This is a genomic window from Agromyces sp. Soil535, assembly GCF_001428255.1.
Lineage (GTDB): Bacteria > Actinomycetota > Actinomycetes > Actinomycetales > Microbacteriaceae > Agromyces.
The window spans coordinates 38,882-58,024 of the sequence record NZ_LMRW01000002.1 but is presented as its reverse complement, the minus strand read 5'-3'; the positions used below and the strand labels follow the sequence as shown (position 1 = coordinate 58,024).

General features: G+C 71.5%; 14 protein-coding genes. 10 read left to right on the top strand and 4 right to left on the bottom strand.

Annotation, left to right across the window (positions count from 1 at the left end; translation table 11 throughout):
• Positions 1–24 precede the first annotated feature (24 nt).
• Positions 25–984 (bottom strand): M56 family metallopeptidase, encoded by a 960-nt coding sequence (locus ASG80_RS03615; RefSeq protein ID WP_056728626.1) that lies wholly within the window; start codon positions 982–984, stop codon positions 25–27.
• Positions 981–1,352: a BlaI/MecI/CopY family transcriptional regulator gene (locus ASG80_RS03610; RefSeq protein ID WP_056728624.1), complete on the bottom strand. Its 372-nt coding sequence runs from the start codon at positions 1,350–1,352 to the stop codon at positions 981–983. The genes ASG80_RS03615 and ASG80_RS03610 overlap by 4 nt, the downstream gene beginning before the upstream one ends.
• An 87-nt stretch (positions 1,353–1,439) precedes the next feature.
• Between ASG80_RS03610 and ASG80_RS03605 the strand changes: the two genes are divergently transcribed.
• The 10 genes from ASG80_RS03605 to holA all read left to right on the top strand — a co-directional run bounded on the left by ASG80_RS03605 (position 1,440) and on the right by holA (position 17,750).
• Complete coding sequence (locus ASG80_RS03605) at positions 1,440–2,852, top strand: cytochrome ubiquinol oxidase subunit I (RefSeq protein WP_056728621.1); 1,413 nt, start codon at positions 1,440–1,442, stop codon at positions 2,850–2,852.
• 14 nt (positions 2,853–2,866) lie between these two features.
• Positions 2,867–3,871: a cytochrome d ubiquinol oxidase subunit II gene (cydB, locus tag ASG80_RS03600; protein WP_056728619.1), complete on the top strand. Its 1,005-nt coding sequence runs from the start codon at positions 2,867–2,869 to the stop codon at positions 3,869–3,871.
• Between the two features lie 4 nt (positions 3,872–3,875).
• The gene (cydD, locus tag ASG80_RS03595) at positions 3,876–5,528 is read left to right on the top strand and encodes a thiol reductant ABC exporter subunit CydD (RefSeq protein ID WP_056728617.1); all 1,653 of its coding nucleotides are present in this window, start codon (positions 3,876–3,878) and stop codon (positions 5,526–5,528) included.
• The gene (gene cydC, locus ASG80_RS03590) at positions 5,521–7,308 is read left to right on the top strand and encodes a thiol reductant ABC exporter subunit CydC (RefSeq protein WP_082589724.1); all 1,788 of its coding nucleotides are present in this window, start codon (positions 5,521–5,523) and stop codon (positions 7,306–7,308) included. Before cydD ends, cydC begins: the two co-directional genes overlap by 8 nt.
• A 123-nt stretch (positions 7,309–7,431) precedes the next feature.
• Complete coding sequence (locus ASG80_RS03585; RefSeq protein ID WP_056728614.1) at positions 7,432–9,288, top strand: PA domain-containing protein; 1,857 nt, start codon at positions 7,432–7,434, stop codon at positions 9,286–9,288.
• Positions 9,289–9,393: 105 nt separating this feature from the next.
• A complete protein-coding gene (gene pabB / locus ASG80_RS03580) occupies positions 9,394–10,836 on the top strand; it encodes an aminodeoxychorismate synthase component I (protein ID WP_056728840.1) in 1,443 nt (480 codons plus the stop codon).
• An 89-nt stretch (positions 10,837–10,925) separates the two neighbouring features.
• The gene (gene leuS, locus ASG80_RS03575; RefSeq protein WP_056728611.1) at positions 10,926–13,499 is read left to right on the top strand and encodes a leucine--tRNA ligase; all 2,574 of its coding nucleotides are present in this window, start codon (positions 10,926–10,928) and stop codon (positions 13,497–13,499) included.
• Positions 13,500–13,589: 90 nt separating this feature from the next.
• Positions 13,590–14,282, top strand: coding sequence for a ComEA family DNA-binding protein (locus ASG80_RS03570; RefSeq protein WP_056728610.1), 693 nt, complete (start codon positions 13,590–13,592; stop codon positions 14,280–14,282).
• On the top strand, positions 14,283–16,679 hold the full coding sequence (locus tag ASG80_RS03565; protein WP_056728608.1) for a ComEC/Rec2 family competence protein: 2,397 nt from the start codon (positions 14,283–14,285) through the stop codon (positions 16,677–16,679).
• Between the two features lie 24 nt (positions 16,680–16,703).
• The gene (gene holA / locus ASG80_RS03560) at positions 16,704–17,750 is read left to right on the top strand and encodes a DNA polymerase III subunit delta (protein WP_056728606.1); all 1,047 of its coding nucleotides are present in this window, start codon (positions 16,704–16,706) and stop codon (positions 17,748–17,750) included.
• A gap of 110 nt (positions 17,751–17,860) precedes the next feature.
• Here holA and rpsT read toward each other — a convergent pair whose 3' ends face one another.
• Both rpsT and ASG80_RS03550 read right to left on the bottom strand, forming a co-directional pair.
• Positions 17,861–18,121, bottom strand: a complete 261-nt coding sequence (gene rpsT / locus ASG80_RS03555) for a 30S ribosomal protein S20 (RefSeq protein WP_056728605.1) — start codon at positions 18,119–18,121, stop codon at positions 17,861–17,863.
• Positions 18,122–18,354: 233 nt separating this feature from the next.
• Positions 18,355–19,143: an alpha/beta fold hydrolase gene (locus tag ASG80_RS03550; RefSeq protein WP_056728603.1), complete on the bottom strand. Its 789-nt coding sequence runs from the start codon at positions 19,141–19,143 to the stop codon at positions 18,355–18,357.

Sequence of the window (19,143 nt, the reverse complement as noted above, 5' to 3'; positions counted from 1 at the left end):
ACGGCCCGGCGCCGCCGCGTCACTCTAGGGGAGGATTCCGAGGATCACGGCCATTCCCGCTGCCGGCACGGCCACGAGCGCGAAGGATGCCGCGATCACGGCCGCACGAGCGCTGCGGCCCTCGGGCGAAGCACCCTCGCTCTGCTCGCCCGGAGGGATCCGATGCAGGCGTGCGGCGAGCATCGCGGCGTCGGGGCTCGCGCCCGCGGCGGCGTCGGGATACGCCCCCGCCTCGCCGGCGTCGCCGACCCGCTCGAGCGCGCGCCGCAGCGCGTCGGTGCCGACCGCCCGGCGGGCGCCGTCGTCGGCGAGCATCTCGGTGAGGCTGACGACGGCGCGCTCGGCGCGGTTCGCGATGGGGAACCACGGGATGGCGCTGTGCCAGGCGCGGAAGGCGAGCCGCACGAGGTGGTGCAGTTGGTCGAGGTGGGTGCGCTCGTGGGTGATGACGGCCGCGAGCTCGTCGGGCTGCAGCGCCTCGATGAGCCCGTGTGTGAGCACCGTGGCGGTGCGGATGCCCGGCACGCAGTAGGCCAGGGGGACCGGATGGGCGAGCACGCGGGTGCGCGGCTCGCCCGGCATGGGGTCGCTGAGCAGGTCCACGAGCTGGTGCTGCCGGCGCCGCTCGCGTTCGGCGCGAACCGCGGTGAGCGCGAGGTTGAGCGTGAGGAGGAGCGCCACTGCCACCGCGAGGGTGAGCGCCGCAATCTGCGCGACGCCGAAGCCGGGCGGGATCGGCCCCGCGAATCCGTGGGGTGCGAGCGCGCCCAGGGCGGCCGGGAGAGACCCCGCCGGAGCCGATCCGAACGCGAGCAGGCATCCGATCATCGACAGGCCGCCCGCCAACGCGATCGCCTGCCACAGGGCGAGCGCGGCGGCCGGTGCGCGAGCCGGCCAGGAGGCGCGCGAGAGCGCCACCGGCACTGGCCATGCGAGCGCGAACGCGAGGGCGCCGAGCACCGCCGAGACGGCGAGCAGGCTCAACGCCTGGAGAGGTCGTCGAGCAGGCGCCGGAGCGTGGCCGCTTCGCGCTCGCTCGCGGTGCTCACGAATCGGGCGAGCGCGGCGTCGCGGTCGGACGCACGGTCGAGCACCTCGTGCATGAGCTCGGCGGTGTGCTCCTCGCGGCTGAGGAGGGCTCGGTAGCGGTGCGGTCGCATGTCGCGGGAGCGGGAGACGAGCCCCTTGCGCTCGAGGCGCGAGAGCACCGTCAGCGCCGTGGTCGTGGCAACGATGCGGCCGGGCGCGTCGCGGAGCGCGAGCGCGTCGCGCAACTCGTTGGCCGTGAGGGCGGCGTCGCTCGTCCAGAGCACCTCCATCACGGAGCGCTCCAACTCGCCGAGACTCGCCATGGCACCAGACTACCGTCGCGACCCTGAATGTTCTACGCTCTGTAGAAGAATGATCCGGGACGTCGCCATCGCACGAAAGGTGCATCCGTGAACGAACTGCTCGACCCGCTGCTTCTCGCCCGATGGCAGTTCGGCATCACGACCATCTACCATTTCCTCTTCGTCCCGATCACGATCGGCCTCGCGACCACCGCCGCAGTCTTCCAGACCGCGTGGTACCGCACGGGCAAGACGGAGTACATCCGCATCACGAGGTTCTTCGGCACGATCTTCCTCATCAACTTCGCGATGGGCGTGGTCACCGGCATCGTGCAGGAGTTCCAGTTCGGCATGAACTGGTCTGAGTACTCGCGCTTCGTCGGCGATGTCTTCGGTGCGCCGCTCGCGATGGAGGGCCTGCTCGCCTTCTTCTTCGAGGCGACGTTCATCGGGCTCTGGATCTTCGGATGGGACAAGCTGCCCCGCGGCCTCCACCTCGCGACCATCTGGGCGACCGCGGTCGGCTCGGTGGTCTCGGCGTACTTCATCCTCGCCGCGAACGCGTTCATGCAGAACCCCGTGGGCTACGAGATGAACGCCGAGAAGGGCCGCGCCGAGCTCGTCGACATCTGGGCTGTGCTCACGAACCAGGTCGTCCTCGCCGCATTCCCGCACACCATCGCCTCGAGCTTCATGGTCGCCGCAGGCCTCATCATCAGCGCGTCGGCGTGGCACCTGGCGCGCAACCAGCACCTCGACACCATGCGCCCGGCCCTCAAGTTCGGCCTCTGGACGATGGTGGCCGCCGGCATCCTCACGACCGTCTTCGGAGATCAGTTGAGCCTCGCGATGGTCGCCACGCAACCGATGAAGATGGCCGCCGCCGAGGCCACCTACGACACGGTCTGCGCTGCCGATGCCTCGTTCTCGCTGTTCACGCTCGGCACACCCGACGGCACGACGGAGCTCTTCTCGATCCGGGTGCCCTACCTGCTGTCATTCCTCTCGACACATACCTTCGACGGCTGCGTCGAGGGCATCAACGACCTGCAGGCGCAGTACGTGGCGCTCTACGGCCCAGGCGACTACACGCCGATCATCTGGGTCACGTACTGGGCGTTCCGCTGGATGATCGGCCTCGGGCTGCTCCACGTGATCATCGCGGTCGTCGGCCTCTGGCTCACCCGCAAGGGTCGCATGCCGAGGCAGGCATGGGTGTGGAAGGTCGCGATCTGGAGCTTCCCGCTGTCGCTCGCAGCGATGAGCGTCGGCTGGATCTTCACCGAGATGGGTCGCCAGCCGTGGATCGTCTTCAGCCTCCTGCCGACGGCGTCGGCGGTGTCGCCGAACGTGACCGGCCTCGATGTGCTGATCTCGCTCATCGCGTTCACGCTCGTCTACGGCGCCCTCGCGGTCGTCGAGGTGCGGCTCGTGATCCGCGCGATCAGGAAGGGCCCACCCGAGGTGGGCGAGCCCCATCCCGAGACCGGCCGGGTCGAACCCGCCACCACGGTGTACTAGGAGGAAACGGACAAATGGATCTCTCGGTGCTCTGGTTCTGGATCGTCGCGTTCCTCTTCGTCGGCTACTTCGTGCTCGACGGCTTCGACTTCGGCGTCGGCATGTCGCTGCCGTTCCTCGGCCGCGACGACACGGACCGTCGCGTGCTCATCAACACGATCGGCCCGGTGTGGGACCTCAACGAGACGTGGGTGATCGTGGCGGGAGCCTCGCTCTTCGCGGCGTTCCCCGAGTGGTACGCCACCCTCTTCTCGGGCTTCTACCTCCCGCTGCTGCTCATCCTGCTCGCGCTCATCGCCCGCGGCGTGTCGTTCGAGTACCGCCATCAGCGACCCGAGTCCCGGTGGAAGCGATGGTTCGACGGCATGATCATCGTCGGCTCGGCGGTGCCGGCGCTCCTCTGGGGCGTCGCGTTCGCGAACATCGTGCAGGGCGTGCCGCTCGACGCCGACCACAATTACACGGGCACGCTGTTCGACCTGCTGAACCCGTACGCGCTCCTCGGCGGCCTCACCACGCTCCTCCTCTTCTTCACGCACGGGGTCGTGTTCGTGTCGTTGAAGACCGAGGGCGACCTGCGCGAGCGCGCCCGTCGACTCGCGGCGCGGTCAGGTCTTGCGACGATCCTGGTCGCCGCCGGCTTCCTGGTCTGGACGGGCCTGGCGTTCGGCACGCTCTGGTTCTGGATCCTCGCGGCGGTCGCCGCCCTCGCCCTCATCGGCGGGTGGCTCGCCAACGCGCGCGGCGCGGAGGGCACCGCGTTCACGCTCCTCGCCATCACGGTCGCGACCGCGGTGCTCGCGCTGTTCGCGTCGCTGTTCCCCGATGTCATGCCCGCGTCGAACGACCCGGCGAACAGCCTCACCGTGGCGAACGCGTCCAGCACGGCGTACACCCTCACGGTCATGAGCTGGGTGGCGCTCGTCTTCCTCCCGCTCGTGCTGGCCTACCAGGGCTGGACGTACTGGGTGTTCCGCAAGAGGGTGACGCGCGCCGCCATCGAGGCCGCCGCGCACTGATCACGTGAAGCCGCTCGATCCGAGACTCGTCCGCCGCTCGCGCGCGGCGCGCTGGTTCCTCCTCGCCGGCGGCCTGCTCGCGATCGCGCAGGCGGCGGCCACGATCGCATTCGCATGGGCGCTCGCGTCGCTCGTCGCGGGACTCATCGACGGCATGCGGATGCCGCAGGCCTGGCCGCTCCTCGTGACACTCGTCGTCGCGGCATCCGCACGGGCCGGCGCCGCCTGGCTCTGGGACCTCGCCGGCTCGGCGGGCGCGATGCGCGTCAAGGCCGAACTCCGCAGCGAGCTGCTCGCCGCCCTCGAGCGGCAGCCGGGCGGCGTGCCGGGGTTCCCCACCGCACGGATCGCCACGCTGCTCGGCCCCGGGCTCGACGCCCTCGACGAGTACTTCGGCCGTTACCTCCCGCAGCTCGTGCTCACGGTAGTCGCGACCCCCGCCTGCGTTGCGGCAGCCTGGATCGCCGACCCGCTCTCGGGGCTCGTGCTCGTGGTCGTGCTGCCCCTCATCCCCGTGTTCATGGCGCTCATCGGCATGGCCACCGCCGCGGTGCAGCGCCGTCAGTGGGACAGCCTGGCCACGCTCTCGCGGGGCTTCCTCGAGGTGGTCGGCGGGCTCTCCACGCTCACGGTGTTCGGACGCGCCGAGCGGCAGGTCGGACGCATCCGGCAGGTGACCGACGACTACCGGCGGCACACCATGAGTGTCCTGCGGATCACCTTCCTGTCGGGGTTCACGCTCGAGTTCGCCGCGAGCCTGTCGGTGGCACTCGTCGCCGTGTCGATCGGCCTCCGTCTGGTTGCAGGCGACCTCACCCTCGCGCCGGGCCTGTTCGTCCTCGTCCTGGCCCCGGAGGTGTTCCTGCCCCTGCGGAACGTCGGCGCGGCCTTCCACTCGTCGTCCGCAGGGGTCACGGCGTCGGCCGACGCGTTCGACCTGCTCGCCGCGGCGGAGCACCGACACGCCCCGCCCGCCGCCGCAGGCGGCATCCGCGACGACGCGGCGACGCCGGCGCTGACCAGGCGAACGGACTCGGGCCTGGTCATCACGGGACTTCGCGTTCGCCGTGGCGCTCGTGTGGTGCTCGAGGGTGTCGATCTCGAGGCGCGTCCCGGGGAGGTCGTCGCCATCACGGGGGAGAGCGGCTCCGGCAAGTCGAGCCTGTTCGCGGCACTCCTCGGGTTCGCAGAGGCCGACGGCGAGGTGGCGCTCGACGGCATCGAACTCGAGCGGGGGAAGCGGTCGTCGATCGCGTGGGCGGGCCAGACGCCCTCGCTCCTCGCGGGCACCATCGCCGACAACGTCCGCCTGGGCGACGACGACGCGGACCCAGACCTCCTCACGCGGGCGCTCGACCTCGCCGGGGTTGAACTCGACCCCGAGCGGCGACTCGGGCCCGCCGGCAGTGGCCTCTCGGGCGGACAGGCGCAGCGCGTGGCGACGGCTCGCGCGATCCACCGGCTGCTTGCGCGGGACGGCCGCCTGCTGCTCCTCGACGAGCCGGGGTCCGCGCAGGACGCGCACCGCGAGACGCGCCTGGGGGAGCGGCTTCGCGAGCTCGCTGCCGACGGCCGCATCGTGCTGGTCACGACGCACCGCTCCGGCCTCGTCGAGGCCGCCGACCGCTCGATCGCGCTGGCAGGTGCCCATGTCTGATCCGACCCGTGCCATGCTGCGCAGCGCCGTGCCCAGGTTCTCGCGCCTGGCGCCGGCGATCCTCGCCGGCATCGCGTCTGCCGGCTCGAGCGTGGCGCTGCTCGCCTGCTCTGCCTGGCTCATCGCGCGCGCGGCCGAGCAGCCGCCCGTCCTCTATCTCTCGCTCGCCATCGTCGGCGTGCGCGCCTTCGCGCTGGGGCGCGCGGTGTTCCGGTACCTCGAGCGACTGACGGGCCACGACGCCTCGTTCCGGCAGCTCGCCGGGATCCGCTCGGGCGTCTTCGAGCGGATGCTTCCGCTCGCGCCCGACGGCCTCGCCTCGAGTCGTCGCGGCGACCTGCTCGCACGCTTCGTCGGCGATGTCGACGAGCTGCAGCACGTGCCGTTGCGCGTGGTGCAGCCGATCGTCAGCGCCGTCGTCGTGCTCGTGCTCGCGGTGGCCGGGATCGCGCTGCTGGCCCCCGCGTCGGCCGCGGCGGTGCTCGGCTGCCTCGCGGCCGGCATCGCCGCCACGCTGCTGCTGCAGCGCGCGGCGGCCGTACGGGCGGAACGCACGCTCGCGCCGCTCCGCGGCGACCTGCAGGCGGTGATCGTGGAGCACGTGCAGGCGCTCGACGTGCTCGTCGCGTTCGACGCCGCCGTAGCGGGGCGACGCCGGATCGAGGCGATCGGCGATCGCCTCGCCCGCGCGACCCGGGCGAGGGCGGCGGCCACAGGTGCGGCATCCGCCGTCATGTCGGCCGTCGGGGGTTTCGCCGTGGCCGCGAGCCTCGCCGCTTCGGCGCCGCTCCTCGAGTCCGGTCGGATCGACGGTCCGACGTTCGCCGTGCTCTGCCTCGTGCCCCTCGCGATCGCGGAGGTGGCGTCGGCCGTGCCGCTGGCCACGAGCGCGCTGCGCCTCGCGCGGACCAGCGCCGAGCGGGTCGCGCAGGCCGTTCCCGCCGAGGTGCCGGCCGGCATCCCGGTGCCGCCAGTCGAGCCGGTCACGCCACCCACCGGTGACCCGTCGCCCTCGATCGAGCTGCGCGGGGTCCGGGCGCACTGGTCCGACGTATCGAGTGGCGACGAGAGCGTTGCGGCCGCGGCATCCGTTCGCCGGCCCGCGGCGCTCGACGGTGTCGACCTCGTCGTCGCCCCCGGCGAGCGCCTGCTCGTGCGCGGCGGCTCCGGCGCAGGAAAGACCACGCTCGCCCACGTGCTGGTGCGGTTCCTCGACTACGAGGGCTCGTACCGCCTCGGCGGCGTCGAGGCATCCGACCTCGACCCGCATGCGGTGCGGAGCATCGTCGGCCTCGTGGAGCAGCGGCCGTGGCTCTTCGACGAGGACGTGCGCCAGAACCTGTTGTTCGCACGGGACACCGCGACCGACGACGAGTTGCTCGAGGTGCTCGACCGAGTGGGCCTGCGAGCGTGGGTCGGCGAGCGTGGCGGGCTCGGGGCGAAGGTGGGCGAGCGCGGAGCGCTGGTGTCCGGCGGTCAGGCCCAGCGCATCGCCCTCGCGCGCGCGATGCTCGCCGGCTTCCCGGTGCTGGTGCTCGACGAGCCGACCGCGAGCGTCGATCCGAAGCGCGCCGACGCGCTCCTCCGAGACCTCACGGATGCCGCGAGCCGGTCGGGCCGCACGGTCGTGCTCATCTCGCACGCGCCCGTCGATCCGGCCCTCGTCGACCGTGTGGTGACCCTCGAGGGCGGCCGCGTGACGCGTGGTGCCCACTTGGACCACCTGAGCCGGCTCGTCGCGCGGGAAGGTGCCGCCCCTGCCCGCCCGTCTCCGGCCTGACAGTTTCCGGCGCGTCGCGCACGGTTGTTGCGTGATACCCGCAGCCCCTAGTCCTACCCGCCTCGGTTCTGCTTGAATCCAGCCACATCCACGGACGACTGCATTCCAGGCAGAGGAGCCTTCATGAACAGGAGAGCAACAACCGTCGGTACCGCCCTCATCGCAGCTGCCGCGCTCGTGCTGAGCGGTGGGCCGGCGCTCGCCCACGACGACACCGAGTGGGTCGACGACGGAGTCCTCGACTCCGGTGAGGAGACCCACAACCACCACTCGCAGCAGCACGGCGAAGAGGAGGGCCATCTTCCCGCGTCGAGTTCGAACGTGGTGAAGGTCGGCAACTTCGATCTCTTCGCCGACATGGAGGAGCCGGGCCGCATCGCCGACGTCTCGGCCTTCGGCAACTACGCCTACCTCACCGCGTTCTGGGAACCCGAGTGCGATCGAGGGGGCGTCTACATCGTGGACATCTCCGACCCCGCGTCGCCGGACTTCGTGAGCCTCATCCCGAGTCACCGCGGCACGTACAGCGGTGAGGGATCGCAGGTCATCCACCTCGAGACCCCGTTCTTCACCGGCGAGGTCCTCGCCTACCAGAACGAGATCTGTCCGGGTGAGACCAAGGGCGTCGGCGGCATCACGCTGGTCGACGTCACCGACCCGACGAACCCGAAGAAGCTCGTCGAGGGCGCGGGCGACTTCTCGGTCGCAGGCAAGGCGCAGACGAAGTCGAACGAGACGCACTCGGTGCGGATGTGGGTCGACGGCGACAACGCCTACGCGGTGCTCGTCGATGACCTCGAGCAGACCGACATCGACATCCTCGACATCACGAACCCGTCGCGGCCGGTGCTCGTCTCGGAGACGGGGCTCGACGAGCTCATCTCGCAGCCCCTCGGCGCCGTGCACGGCGACTCGGTCTTCTTCCACGACGTCGTGGTGAAGGAGATCGACGGCGTGCAGACGATGCTCGCGTCGTACTGGGACGGCGGGTACGCGAAGCTCGACGTGGACGATCCGGCGAACCCGGTGCTCATCGCCGACACGGACTTCGAGGAGTTCGATCCCGTGCGACTCGAGGTGGCTGGGGAGTCGATCTCTCCCGAGGGCAACGCCCATCAGTCGGAGTTCACGAACGACGATGAGTTCTTCATCGCCACCGACGAGGACTTCAATCCCTACCGCGTGACCGCGACGATGGAGGACGGAACCGAGTTCACCGCCATCCAGGGATCCGACGTGCCGCAGATCGATCCCGACACCACCCTGGCGGGCCCGACGCGGTTCGTCGGACTGGCCTGCGACGCTGTCGCCATCCCGCCGGCGGCAGCCGGTGAGATCGCCGTGATCGAACGCGGCGTGTGCGACTTCACCGTGAAGGTGCAGAACGTCGAGGCAGCCGGCTACGTCGGCGCGGTCGTGTTCAACCGCACCGGCGTCGACGGTTGCGAGACGCTCGTCTCGATGCTCGTCGAAGCGGGCATCCCGGCGGTGTTCGTCTCGCGCACCGACGGCTTCCGCATCGTCACGGGCGGAGTCCCGGCCGGGTACACGTGCGACGATGCCGGCGGAACGCCGTTCAGCGCCGCGGTCGGTACCGTCGGCCAGGACGTCGACATCAAGGCCGTGTTCGACGGTTGGGGGTACGTCCACCTGTACGACACCGACACGATGCAGGACCTCGACCAGTACTACATCCCCGAGAGCCAGGATCCGGCGTTCGCGAGCGGCTTCGGTGACCTCTCGGTGCACGAGGTGGCGACCGACCCCGACGAGAGCCTCGCGTACATCTCGTACTACGCCGGCGGATTCCGCGTGCTCGACTACAGCGGCGGCACCCTGACGGAGGTCGGCCACTTCATCGACGAGGGCGGCAACAACTTCTGGGGCGTCGAGGTGCACCAGCACCCGAACGGCCAGAAGTACGTGCTCGCCTCCGACCGTGACAGCGGGGTGTACATCTTCCAGTACACCGGTCCGTGATCGGTTGAATGCTCGCCGCCCGGCTGCAGCGGATCTCGCCGCGGCCGGGCGGTGACGTACGTCCGCGCCGCATCGGCAGCACGTGAACGGCCGTACGCTGAGAAGATGCCGCGCCGCATCCGCTCCCGTCCGCTGCGCGTGTGGCGGGATCCCGAATACGTGTTCCGCACGCGGTTCGCAGATGCCGTGTACGCGGTCTGGCTCGACGGGGGAGCGGATGCCGCGTCGGGCGTGAGCGTCATCGCGGCGGCGCACGCGGGCAGCGAGTTCGTCACGGCGGACGGGGGGCGCCGGACGGTGACGCGGAGCAGGCCCGTGGATGCGGACCCCGGCGAGGTCGTGGTCGAGGCATCCGTGTTCGAGGTGCTCGGCGAGGCCCTGCGCGAGGCGGCGGTCGACCGCACCGGCCCGCTCGGCTGGTTCGGGTGGTTCGGATACGAGCTGGGGGCGAGGCTCAACGAGGTCCCGGTGTCGACCGCCGACACACCGGATGCCGCGTTCCTCTTCCTCGACCGCGCGATCGTATTCGACCACGCCGCTCGCACGGTGCGCCTCCTGTGGCTCGAGGAGGACGACAGCGCCCACGATGAGGCGGAACGCTGGGCCGACGAGCTCGTCGCAGTGCTCGAGGCGGAGCCCGCGGCATCCGCGACCCCCATCGTGGCTGGCACGCTCGGCGCGTCGGTTGCACCAGCACCGTCCGAGAACCCGGCGGTGCGCTGGCGCCACGCGCCCGAGCGCTACGCGGAGCTCATCGCCGAATGCCAGGCCGCCATCGTGCGCGGCGACGCGTACCAGCTCTGCCTCACGAACCGGGTCGACGTCGACACCCGCCCCGACCCTGCAGCGACCTACCTCGCGCTGCGCGCATCGAGCCCGACCCACCACGGCGGCTACGTGCGGTTCGGCGACATCGCCCTGCTCAGCGCCTCGCCCGAGCAGTTCCTGCACGTCGACCCCGACGGGGTCGTCTCGACGAAGCCGATGAAGGGAACGCGCCCGCGCGGCGCCGACGCCCGGCTCGACGCCGAGCTGCGCCGCGAGCTCCTCGAGAGCGAGAAGGAGCGCGCCGAGAACCTGATGATCGTCGACCTCATGCGGAACGACCTCGGCCGCATCGCCGAGCTCGGGAGCGTCACCGTGCCGAGCCTGCTCGACGTGGAGGAATACGCTCACGTGCACCAGCTCGTGTCGACGGTGCGCGCCCGCATCCGGGCCCCGTTCACCGCGCTCGACGTCGTGCAGGCGGCGTTCCCGGCCGGCTCGATGACGGGAGCGCCCAAGCACAGCGCCATGACGATCCTGCATGAGCTCGAGGACGGTCCGCGCGGCATCTACTCGGGCGCCTTCGGCTACCTCGGCGTCGACGGGAGCGCCGACCTCGCCATGGTCATCCGCTCCATCGTCCTAACGCCCGGTGGGGCGAGCATCGGCACCGGTGGGGGCATCACGGCGCTCTCGGTCGCCGAGGAGGAGATCGAGGAGACGCGCGTCAAGGCGCGCGCCCTGCTCGCGGTGCTCGGCGCGGCATCCGTGCCCGAGGAGTGAGTAGGCTGGATGTCCGAGTGCGCTGCGTTCCGGCGCGCCCGGAAGACGTGCGGATGCCCCTACCGCAGCGACACACGATTGAGAGTCACGTGGCACACGATCAGGACCAGGCCAACGCCGACGCCGGCGCGTACGACTTCGCCGCACTGCAGGCGAAGTGGCTTCCCGTGTGGGACGAACTCCGCCCGTTCCGGGCCGGCCGACCCGGCGAGAAGAAGCCGCGCAAGTACATCCTCGACATGTTCCCGTACCCCTCGGGCGACCTGCACATGGGCCACGCCGAGGCGTTCGGCTACGGCGACACGGTGGCCCGCTACTGGCGGCACCAGGGCTTCGACGTGCTGCACCCGGTGGGCTGGGACTCGTTCGGCCTGCCTGCAGAGAACGCCGCGATCAAGCGCGGTGTCGACCCCCGTGCCTGGACCTACGAGAACATCGAGCAGCAGAAGCGCTCGTTCCGCCAGTACGCGCCGTCGTTCGACTGGTCGCGGGAGCTCCACACGAGCGACCCCGAGTACTACAGGTGGAACCAGTGGCTCTTCCTGAAGCTCTACGAGAAGGGCATCGCCTACCGCAAGGCGGGCCTCGTGAACTGGTGCCCGGTCGACCTGACGGTGCTCGCCAACGAGCAGGTCGTCGACGGGCACTGCGAGCGCTGCGGGGCGGTCGTCACGAAGAAGGCACTGACGCAGTGGTACTTCCGCGTCACCGACTACGCCGACCGCCTGCTCGACGACCTCAACCAGCTCGAGGGTTCGTGGCCGTCGAAGGTCGTCACCATGCAGCGCAACTGGATCGGTCGCTCGTCGGGCGCCGACGTCGAGTTCGCGATCGAGGGCCGCGACGAGCCGGTCTCCGTGTTCACCACCCGCCCCGACACGCTCTACGGCGCGACGTTCATGGTGGTCGCCCCCGACTCCGAGATCGCCGTGGAGCTCGCGGCCGGAGCATCCGCCGAGGTGCAGGCCCGCTTCCAGGACTACCTCGACTCGGTGCGCGCCGAGAGCGACATCGACCGCCTGTCGACCGAACGCCCCAAGACCGGCGTGTTCCTCGAGCGGTACGCCGTGAACCCGGTGAACGGGGAGCGCCTGCCGATCTGGGCGGCCGACTACGTGCTCGCCGACTACGGCCACGGCGCGATCATGGCGGTGCCCGCGCACGACCAGCGCGACCTCGACTTCGCGCGCGCGTTCGAGCTGCCCGTGCGGGTCGTCGTCGACACCAACGCGCCCGTCACGGGCGTGATCCCGGTGATCAAGCTCGATGAGAACGGCGACCCGATCCTGCCCGACGAGGTGCCGCCCAGCGACCCGGCGTCGACCGGTGTCGCGCTTGCCGGCGAAGGCCGACTGATCAACTCCGGCCCCCTCGACGGGCTCTCCAAGTCCAACGCGATCCGCCGCATCATCGAGATCCTCGAACAGCGCGGCACGGGGCACGCGGCGAAGAACTTCCGCCTGCGCGACTGGCTGATCTCCCGCCAGCGCTACTGGGGCACGCCGATCCCGATCATCCACTGCCCCGACTGCGGCGAGGTCCCGGTTCCCGAAGCCGACCTCCCGGTGCGGCTTCCGGATGCCGCGGGCCTCGACCTGAAGCCCAAGGGCGCGAGCCCCCTCGGCGCTGCCGAGGACTGGGTGAACGTCGCGTGCCCGAACTGCGGCGGCGCGGCCAGGCGCGACTCCGACACGATGGACACCTTCGTCGACAGCTCGTGGTACTACCTGCGCTACCTCGACCCGAGCGACGAGACCCAGGCGTTCGACATGGCCGAGGCCGAGAAGTGGATGCCGGTCGACCAGTACGTCGGGGGCGTCGAGCACGCCATCCTGCACCTGCTCTACTCGCGCTTCGTCACGAAGGTGCTGTTCGACCTCGGCTACCTGAGCTTCACGGAGCCGTTCACCTCGCTCCTGAACCAGGGCATGGTCATCATGGACGGCTCGAAGATGTCGAAGTCCAAGGGCAACCTCGTCGAGTTCGCGAGCGAGCTCGGGGCCCACGGCGCCGATGCGCTGCGCGTGACGCTCGCGTTCGCCGGCCCGCCCGAAGACGACATCGACTGGGCGGATGTCTCGCCCGTCGGCGCGGCGAAGTTCCTCGCCCGCGCGTGGCGGATCTCGGGCGAGGTGACCTCCAGCCCCGAGGTGGAGTGGAAAACCGGCGACACGTCGCTGCGGCGCATGACCCACCGCCTGCTCGCGGATGCACCGGCGCTCATCGAGGCGTTCAAGTTCAACGTGGTGGTCGCACGCCTCATGGAGCTCGTGAACGCGACTCGCAAGACGATCGACTCAGGTGCCGGCCCGGCGGATGCCGCCGTGCGCGAGGCGTCCGAGGTCACCGCCATGATCCTCGACCTCTTCGCCCCCTATACGGCGGAGGACATGTGGCAGCGCCTCGGCTACCAGCCGAGCGTCGCGCTGGTCCCGTGGCGCAAGGCCGACCCCGCGCTCCTCGTCGAGGAGTCGGTGACGGCGATCGTGCAGGTCGACGGCAAGGTGCGCGACCGGCTCGACGTGTCGCCGAAGATCTCGGGCGAGGAGCTCGAGGCGCTCGCGCGTGAGTCGGCGGGCGTGGCCCGCGCGATCGGCGAACGTGAGATCGCCAACGTGATCGTGCGCGCGCCCAGGCTCGTGAACATCGCAACGAGGCGCTGACTCCTCCTCGACAGCCGGATGCCGTCGTGATCGTCGCAGCAGAACACCCCTGACGGCGTCGCGCGTGACCGCGCCGCGTAGCGTGCGGGCATGCCCGCGAGCCCCGACCCCGACCCGCTGGACGCCCTCGAGCCCGCCTCCCGGCGAGCAGGGCCGAGGGTGCGTGTCGCCGTCGGCGCCGCCGTCGTCCTGTTCATCGCGGCGGTGGCGGTCGCCGCAATGCTGTCGTTCGCCGCGAACGGGGGCGGCGCGCAGGGCACCATCGCCGCGAACGACGGCGGAACGGATGCAGCGGCCGATGCGGGCGGAGAGGTTGCCGACCCGGCTGTCGACGTCGACACGCCGCCGCTCCTCGTGCACGTGCTCGGAGCGGTCGCACGGCCCGGGCTGGTGGAACTCGCCTCCGGCGCGCGTGTCGTCGACGCCGTCGCCGCGGCCGGCGGGTTCACTCCCGAGGCGGATCCGGCCGGAGTGAATCTCGCGCGGCCGGTCGTCGACGGCGAGCAGCTCGTCGTGCTCGCGATCGGACAGGTCCCGCCGCCGGACGCGTCCTCCGGCGCGGGGGCGGCCGGTTCCGGACCGACGGCCGACGGCGTGGTGCACCTGAACACGGCCGACCTCGCGGCGCTCGACACGCTTCCGCGCATCGGCCCGGCGCTGGCGCAGCGCATCATCGACTGGCGCGAGGCGAACGGCCCGTTCACGAGCGTGGACCAACTGCTCGACGTCGCCGGCATCGGCGACGCGGTGTTCTTGGGCCTCGCCGACAAGGTGGCGCCCTGAGTGCGCGACCTCCGCCTGCTCCTGCCCGCCGCGTCGGCCTGGGCCACCGCGTGGTGTGCCGTCGCAGCGGCCGACGTGGGGATCGAGCCCACCATCGTCGCGTGGGTGATCTGGACGCTCGGAGCGGGCGTGCTCGCGACGCTGGCCGCGGCGACGCACCGGTCATGGCGCCCACTCATGGGCGCCGGCGCCCGGAGACCTGGGATGCGCCGGCTCGCGACCATCGCCGCGATCGAGCTCGTCGTCCTCGCGGGCGCCGGTCTCGTCGCGACCTCCGCGGCGGCGAGCCTCGGACATCGGGCGGCGTCGCCCCTCGCCGATGCGGCGGCAGCGCACAGCACCGTCGATGTCGTCATCGAGGTCGTGTCGGCACCGGTGCCGATGCGAGAGCCCGCGTGGGGCATTGCGTCGAGCGCTCCGGCGAGCGCACCGACGTTCCGGGTCGACGCCCGTCTCGTCGGCGTGAACGGGCGTGCCGCGCAGGCGGTACCCGTCACGACGATGCTCGACCTGCCCGCACAGCGCCTCTCGCTCGGCACGCGAATCGCAGTTCCGGCGCAGGTGTCGGTGCTCCCCGCGGCCGAGCAGAGCGCGTTCCGCTTGCGCGCCGTCGGCGATGTCGACGTCGCCGCGACGCCTCCCGCGTGGCTCGGTTGGTCGGTCGGCCTGCGCTCGGGCCTCGCGGATGCCGCGGGCGCGCTCGACGGCGACGGCGCCGCGCTCGTGCCCGGCCTCGCCATCGGCGACACCAATGCCGTGGACGCCGAACTCGACGCAGCGATGGAGGCGAGCTCGTTGAGCCACCTCACCGCGGTCTCGGGGGCGAACTGCGCGATCGTCACCGCCGCAGCGTTCGCCCTCGCCGCGTTGTGCGGCCTGCGCAGGGGCTTCCGGGTCGCCGTGGCGCTCGTCGCCCTCGCGGGGTTCGTCGTGCTCGTGACGCCGCAGCCGAGCGTCGTGCGCGCCGGCGCGATGGCCGTGGTCGTGCTCGCAGCGATCGCGTCGGGCCGGCCAGGCGGTGGGGTCGCAGCCCTGTCGGTCGCGGTCATCGGCCTGCTCGCCTTCGACCCGTGGCTCGCCCGGGACTACGGGTTCGCGCTCTCGGCGGCGGCCACGGCCGGACTTCTCCTCTTCGCCGCCCCGCTCGCCGCACGGCTCGCGCGCGTGATGCCCAGGCCGCTCGCGGTCGGGCTCGCGGTGCCGCTCGCTGCCCAGCTCACCTGCCAACCGATCCTGATCCTCCTTGATCCGGCGATCGCGCTGTACGGCGTTCCCGCCAATCTCCTCGCCGCGCCGGCTGCGCCGGTCGGCACCGTGGTCGGCCTCCTCGCATGCCTGTTGCTGCCCGTGCTCCCGTCGGTCGGAATGGCGTTGCTGCAGGTCGCGTGGCTGCCGGCCTCGTGGATCGGGTTCGTCGCACACGGCGCGGCCGGCCTTCCCGGCGCGCGATTGCCCTGGTTGCCGGATGCCCCGGGCGCGCTGCTCGTCGCAGGGTGCACGGCCCTCGCACTGTGGCTCGTGCTCACCCGTGCGCGGCGTCCTCGGCGGCGGGCGCTCGCAGCCGCCACCCTCGCGGTCGGACTTGCCGTGCCGATCGGCGTGTCGATCGGCGCTCCGCTCGTCGTCGGTGCGACCAGGCCGGGCGACTGGGATGTTGCCGCCTGCGATGTCGGCCAGGGCGACGCGATGCTCGTCCAATCGGCGGGCGCGATCGCGCTCATCGATACCGGACGTGAGCCGGCGCCCCTCGAGCGCTGTCTTGCGTTGCTCGGCATCACGCGCATCGACCTGCTCGTGTTGACCCACTGGGATGCCGACCACGTCGGGGGAGTCGCGGCCGTCGTCGGGCGGGCCCAGACCGTCATCCACGGCCCGCTCGACGGCGAACGGTCCGACCGGGTGCTCGGCCCGCTCCGCAGCGGTGGGGCCGAAATGGCCGAGGTCGTCGCGGGGGATGGTGGCGAACTCGGTGAGGCCCGTTGGCGTGTGATCTGGCCGACCGCACATGCCGTGCCCGGCAACGACGGATGCGTCGTGATCGATCTCGATGCGCCCGAGTATCGGGCGATGTTCCTCGGCGACCTCGGCGAGGGTGCACAGACCCGCATGCTCGCGTCGACCGACCTCGGCCGGGTCGACCTCGTGAAGGTGGCGCATCACGGGTCCGCAGATCAGAGCGATCGCATCTACAGCGAGCTCAGCGCAACGGTGGGACTCATCGGGGTCGGCGAGGACAACGGCTACGGGCACCCCACCGACCGTCTACTGGATCTCCTCGACGACGCGGGAACGACCGCCGTGCGCACCGATCGCTCGGGAACGGTGACCCTCTCGGCCGACGGCGAGGGCGGGTTCGCACTCTGGTCGGAGCGGGCCGACGTCGGACCCGGCCCATAGACTTGACCGGAACGGGGAGGTGCGGTGGCAGCACGATCAGGCGCGGCGCGGGCCGGCGGGGTGGCGCGTGCGAAGGCCGCGTCCATCCCCCAACTGTCGTGGAACGAGGTTCGCCCCGCACCGGTCGTCCTCATCTCGGGCGCCGAGGGCGTGCTCGCCGAGCGGGCGAGCGGCATGCTGCGCGATTTCCTTCGGTCCGAGGACCCGGCGCTCGAGGTGAGCGACCTCGAGGCCGACGGCTACCGCCGTGGCGAGCTCCTCACCCTCGCGAGTCCCTCGCTGTTCGGCGAGCCGCGTCTCATCCGGGTCACCGGCGTCGAGCGAGCGAGCGACGACTTCCTCATCGACGCGCTCGAATACCTCGAGCAGACGGCAGAGTCGACCACGCTGGTGCTCCGCCACGCGGGCGGCCAACGGGGCAGGAAGCTCCTCGACGCCGTCCGTGCGGGGGTGGGCGGCGGTGTGGAGATCGTGTGCGCCGAGCTCAAGAGGGACGTCGAGAAGCAGGACTTCGCGGTCGCCGAGTTCCGAGCGGCAGGGCGCAGCATCAACCCGCGGGCACTCCGGGCGCTCGTGGCCGCGTTCGCCGATGACCTCGCCGAGCTCTCCGCCGCGTGTCGGCAGCTGATCGCCGACGCTCCCGGTGAGATCACCGAGACAGTGGTCGCGCGCTACTACGGCGGCCGGGTCGAGACCAACGCCTTCGCCGTCGCCGACGCCGCCATCGCGGGCCGGCACGGCGAGGCGCTCATCGCCCTGCGTCACGCTCTCGACAGCGGCGCCGACCCCGTGCCGATCGTCGCAGCGTTCGCGATGAAGGTGCGCACGATGGCGAAGGTGTCGGGGGTGCGGGGCGGTGGGCCGCAGGTCGCCTCCTCGCTCGGGCTCGCGCCCTGGCAGGTCGACCGTGCCCGACGCGACCTCGCGGGGTGGAGCGACGAGGGCCTCCGCCGGGCGATCGAGTCGCTCGCCGCGACGGATGCCGCGGTGAAGGGCGCCGAGCGCGATCCGGTGTTCGCCCTCGAACGACTGATCGGCGTCATCTCCGCCCGCGGCCGCGACCTGGCCTGAAGCCGTACCGCGCCGTGAACGGCGCCGCCACGACCCCCGCGCGCGCCCGAGACATCCCAGGAACGACGAAGGCCCCGCACGACACGCGGGGCCCTCGTGGATGTCATGCGTCAGAGCGCGGCGACCTGCTTCGCGATCGACGACTTGCGGTTCGCGGCCTGGTTCTTGTGGATCACGCCCTTGCTGGCGGCCTTGTCGAGCTTACGGGTCGCGACGCGGAGGGCGGTGGTCGCCTTCTCCTTGTCGCCCGAGGAGATCGCCTCGCGCGTCGCGCGGACGGCGCTCTTGACCTCGCTCTTGACGGCCTTGTTGCGCTCCTGCGCCTTCAGGTTGGTGCGGATGCGCTTGATCTGCGACTTGATGTTTGCCACGTGGTTCGTCTTTCGTGTTCGTGTGTGGGTACCGGATGTGCCGGGCGAAGGTAGAGGGGCCTCGCCGGCGAATCGTGCGGGGTGGGACCCACACGCAAGCCAACAGACAACGATACCAGTTCGCCGTCGACGTCACCAAAGCGCGGGGTACGTCCTCGTGCCGTTCATCGCCGGGCCCGTCGTCGAGGACGACGATCGCCCATGCCCCTAGGCGTGTGATCGCCGGACGCGGGTTACTCGCCGGCCCCGAGCCGGGTCCTGCGACGTTCCCGAGCCAGGTGGTGCTCGAGCTCCGCGACCGCGCCGAGGACCACGGCCGTGAAGTCGTCGGGGCGAGCGAGGCTCACCAGGTGCGTCGCGCCGGGCACGACGACGAGCCGGCCCCGCCGGGCGGCACGGAGCATCCGCCGCTCCTCGAAGCGGAAGTGGTCGAAGCGGCCGTTCACGAGCCACACCGGCACGTCGACCCGCCCCAGCGCCGCCTCGGGGTCGAGGCGGCCGACCGCCTCGAGCACGGGAGCCATGACGTCGAGCGCCACCCCGCCGGCCAGCACGTCGTCGACGCCGTCGCGGGGGATGAGCACGCGAACCATGAGGTCGTTGAGGGCGCGCCCGCGGTCGGGCAGGCGGTGGATCGCGGCCGCGAGGCGCCGGTATCCGGCAAGGCCGGCGCCGCGGGGCCTGGTGCCGCACGACGCGGCGACGAGGCCGTCGATCCGGCCCGGATGCGTCGCCGCGTACTCGATGGCGAGGTACCCGCCGAGGCTCAGTCCCACGAGCAGTCGGGGCACCCGGCCGTCGGCGTGGTCGCCGGGCGCGGCGGCATCGTCGGCCCGGAACGCCGCGTCGATGATGTCGAGCGCCGTGTCGATCGAGAACGCGTCGCCCATCCGCGAACCGTGTCCGGGCAGGTCGACCGCGACGGCCTCGATGTCGTGGCGCGCGAGCGCGGCGACCTGCCGCCGCCACATCGTGGCGGAGGTGCGCAGACCGTGCACGAGCACCACCCGGGCGCGCGGCAT

What these genes read in the sequence shown, in the direction of transcription:
- cydB (WP_056728619.1), top strand. Translation starts at nt 2,867, where the DNA reads ATGGATCTCTCGGTGCTCTGGTTCTGGATCGTCGCGTTCCTCTTCGTC.
- ASG80_RS03570 (WP_056728610.1), top strand. Translation starts at nt 13,590, where the DNA reads ATGCCCGCGAGCCCCGACCCCGACCCGCTGGACGCCCTCGAGCCCGCC.
- ASG80_RS03610 (WP_056728624.1), bottom strand. Translation starts at nt 1,352, where the DNA reads ATGGCGAGTCTCGGCGAGTTGGAGCGCTCCGTGATGGAGGTGCTCTGG.
- cydC (WP_082589724.1), top strand. Translation starts at nt 5,521, where the DNA reads ATGTCTGATCCGACCCGTGCCATGCTGCGCAGCGCCGTGCCCAGGTTC.
- pabB (WP_056728840.1), top strand. Translation starts at nt 9,394, where the DNA reads ATGCCGCGCCGCATCCGCTCCCGTCCGCTGCGCGTGTGGCGGGATCCC.
- ASG80_RS03550 (WP_056728603.1), bottom strand. Translation starts at nt 19,143, where the DNA reads ATGCCGCGCGCCCGGGTGGTGCTCGTGCACGGTCTGCGCACCTCCGCC.
- ASG80_RS03585 (WP_056728614.1), top strand. Translation starts at nt 7,432, where the DNA reads ATGAACAGGAGAGCAACAACCGTCGGTACCGCCCTCATCGCAGCTGCC.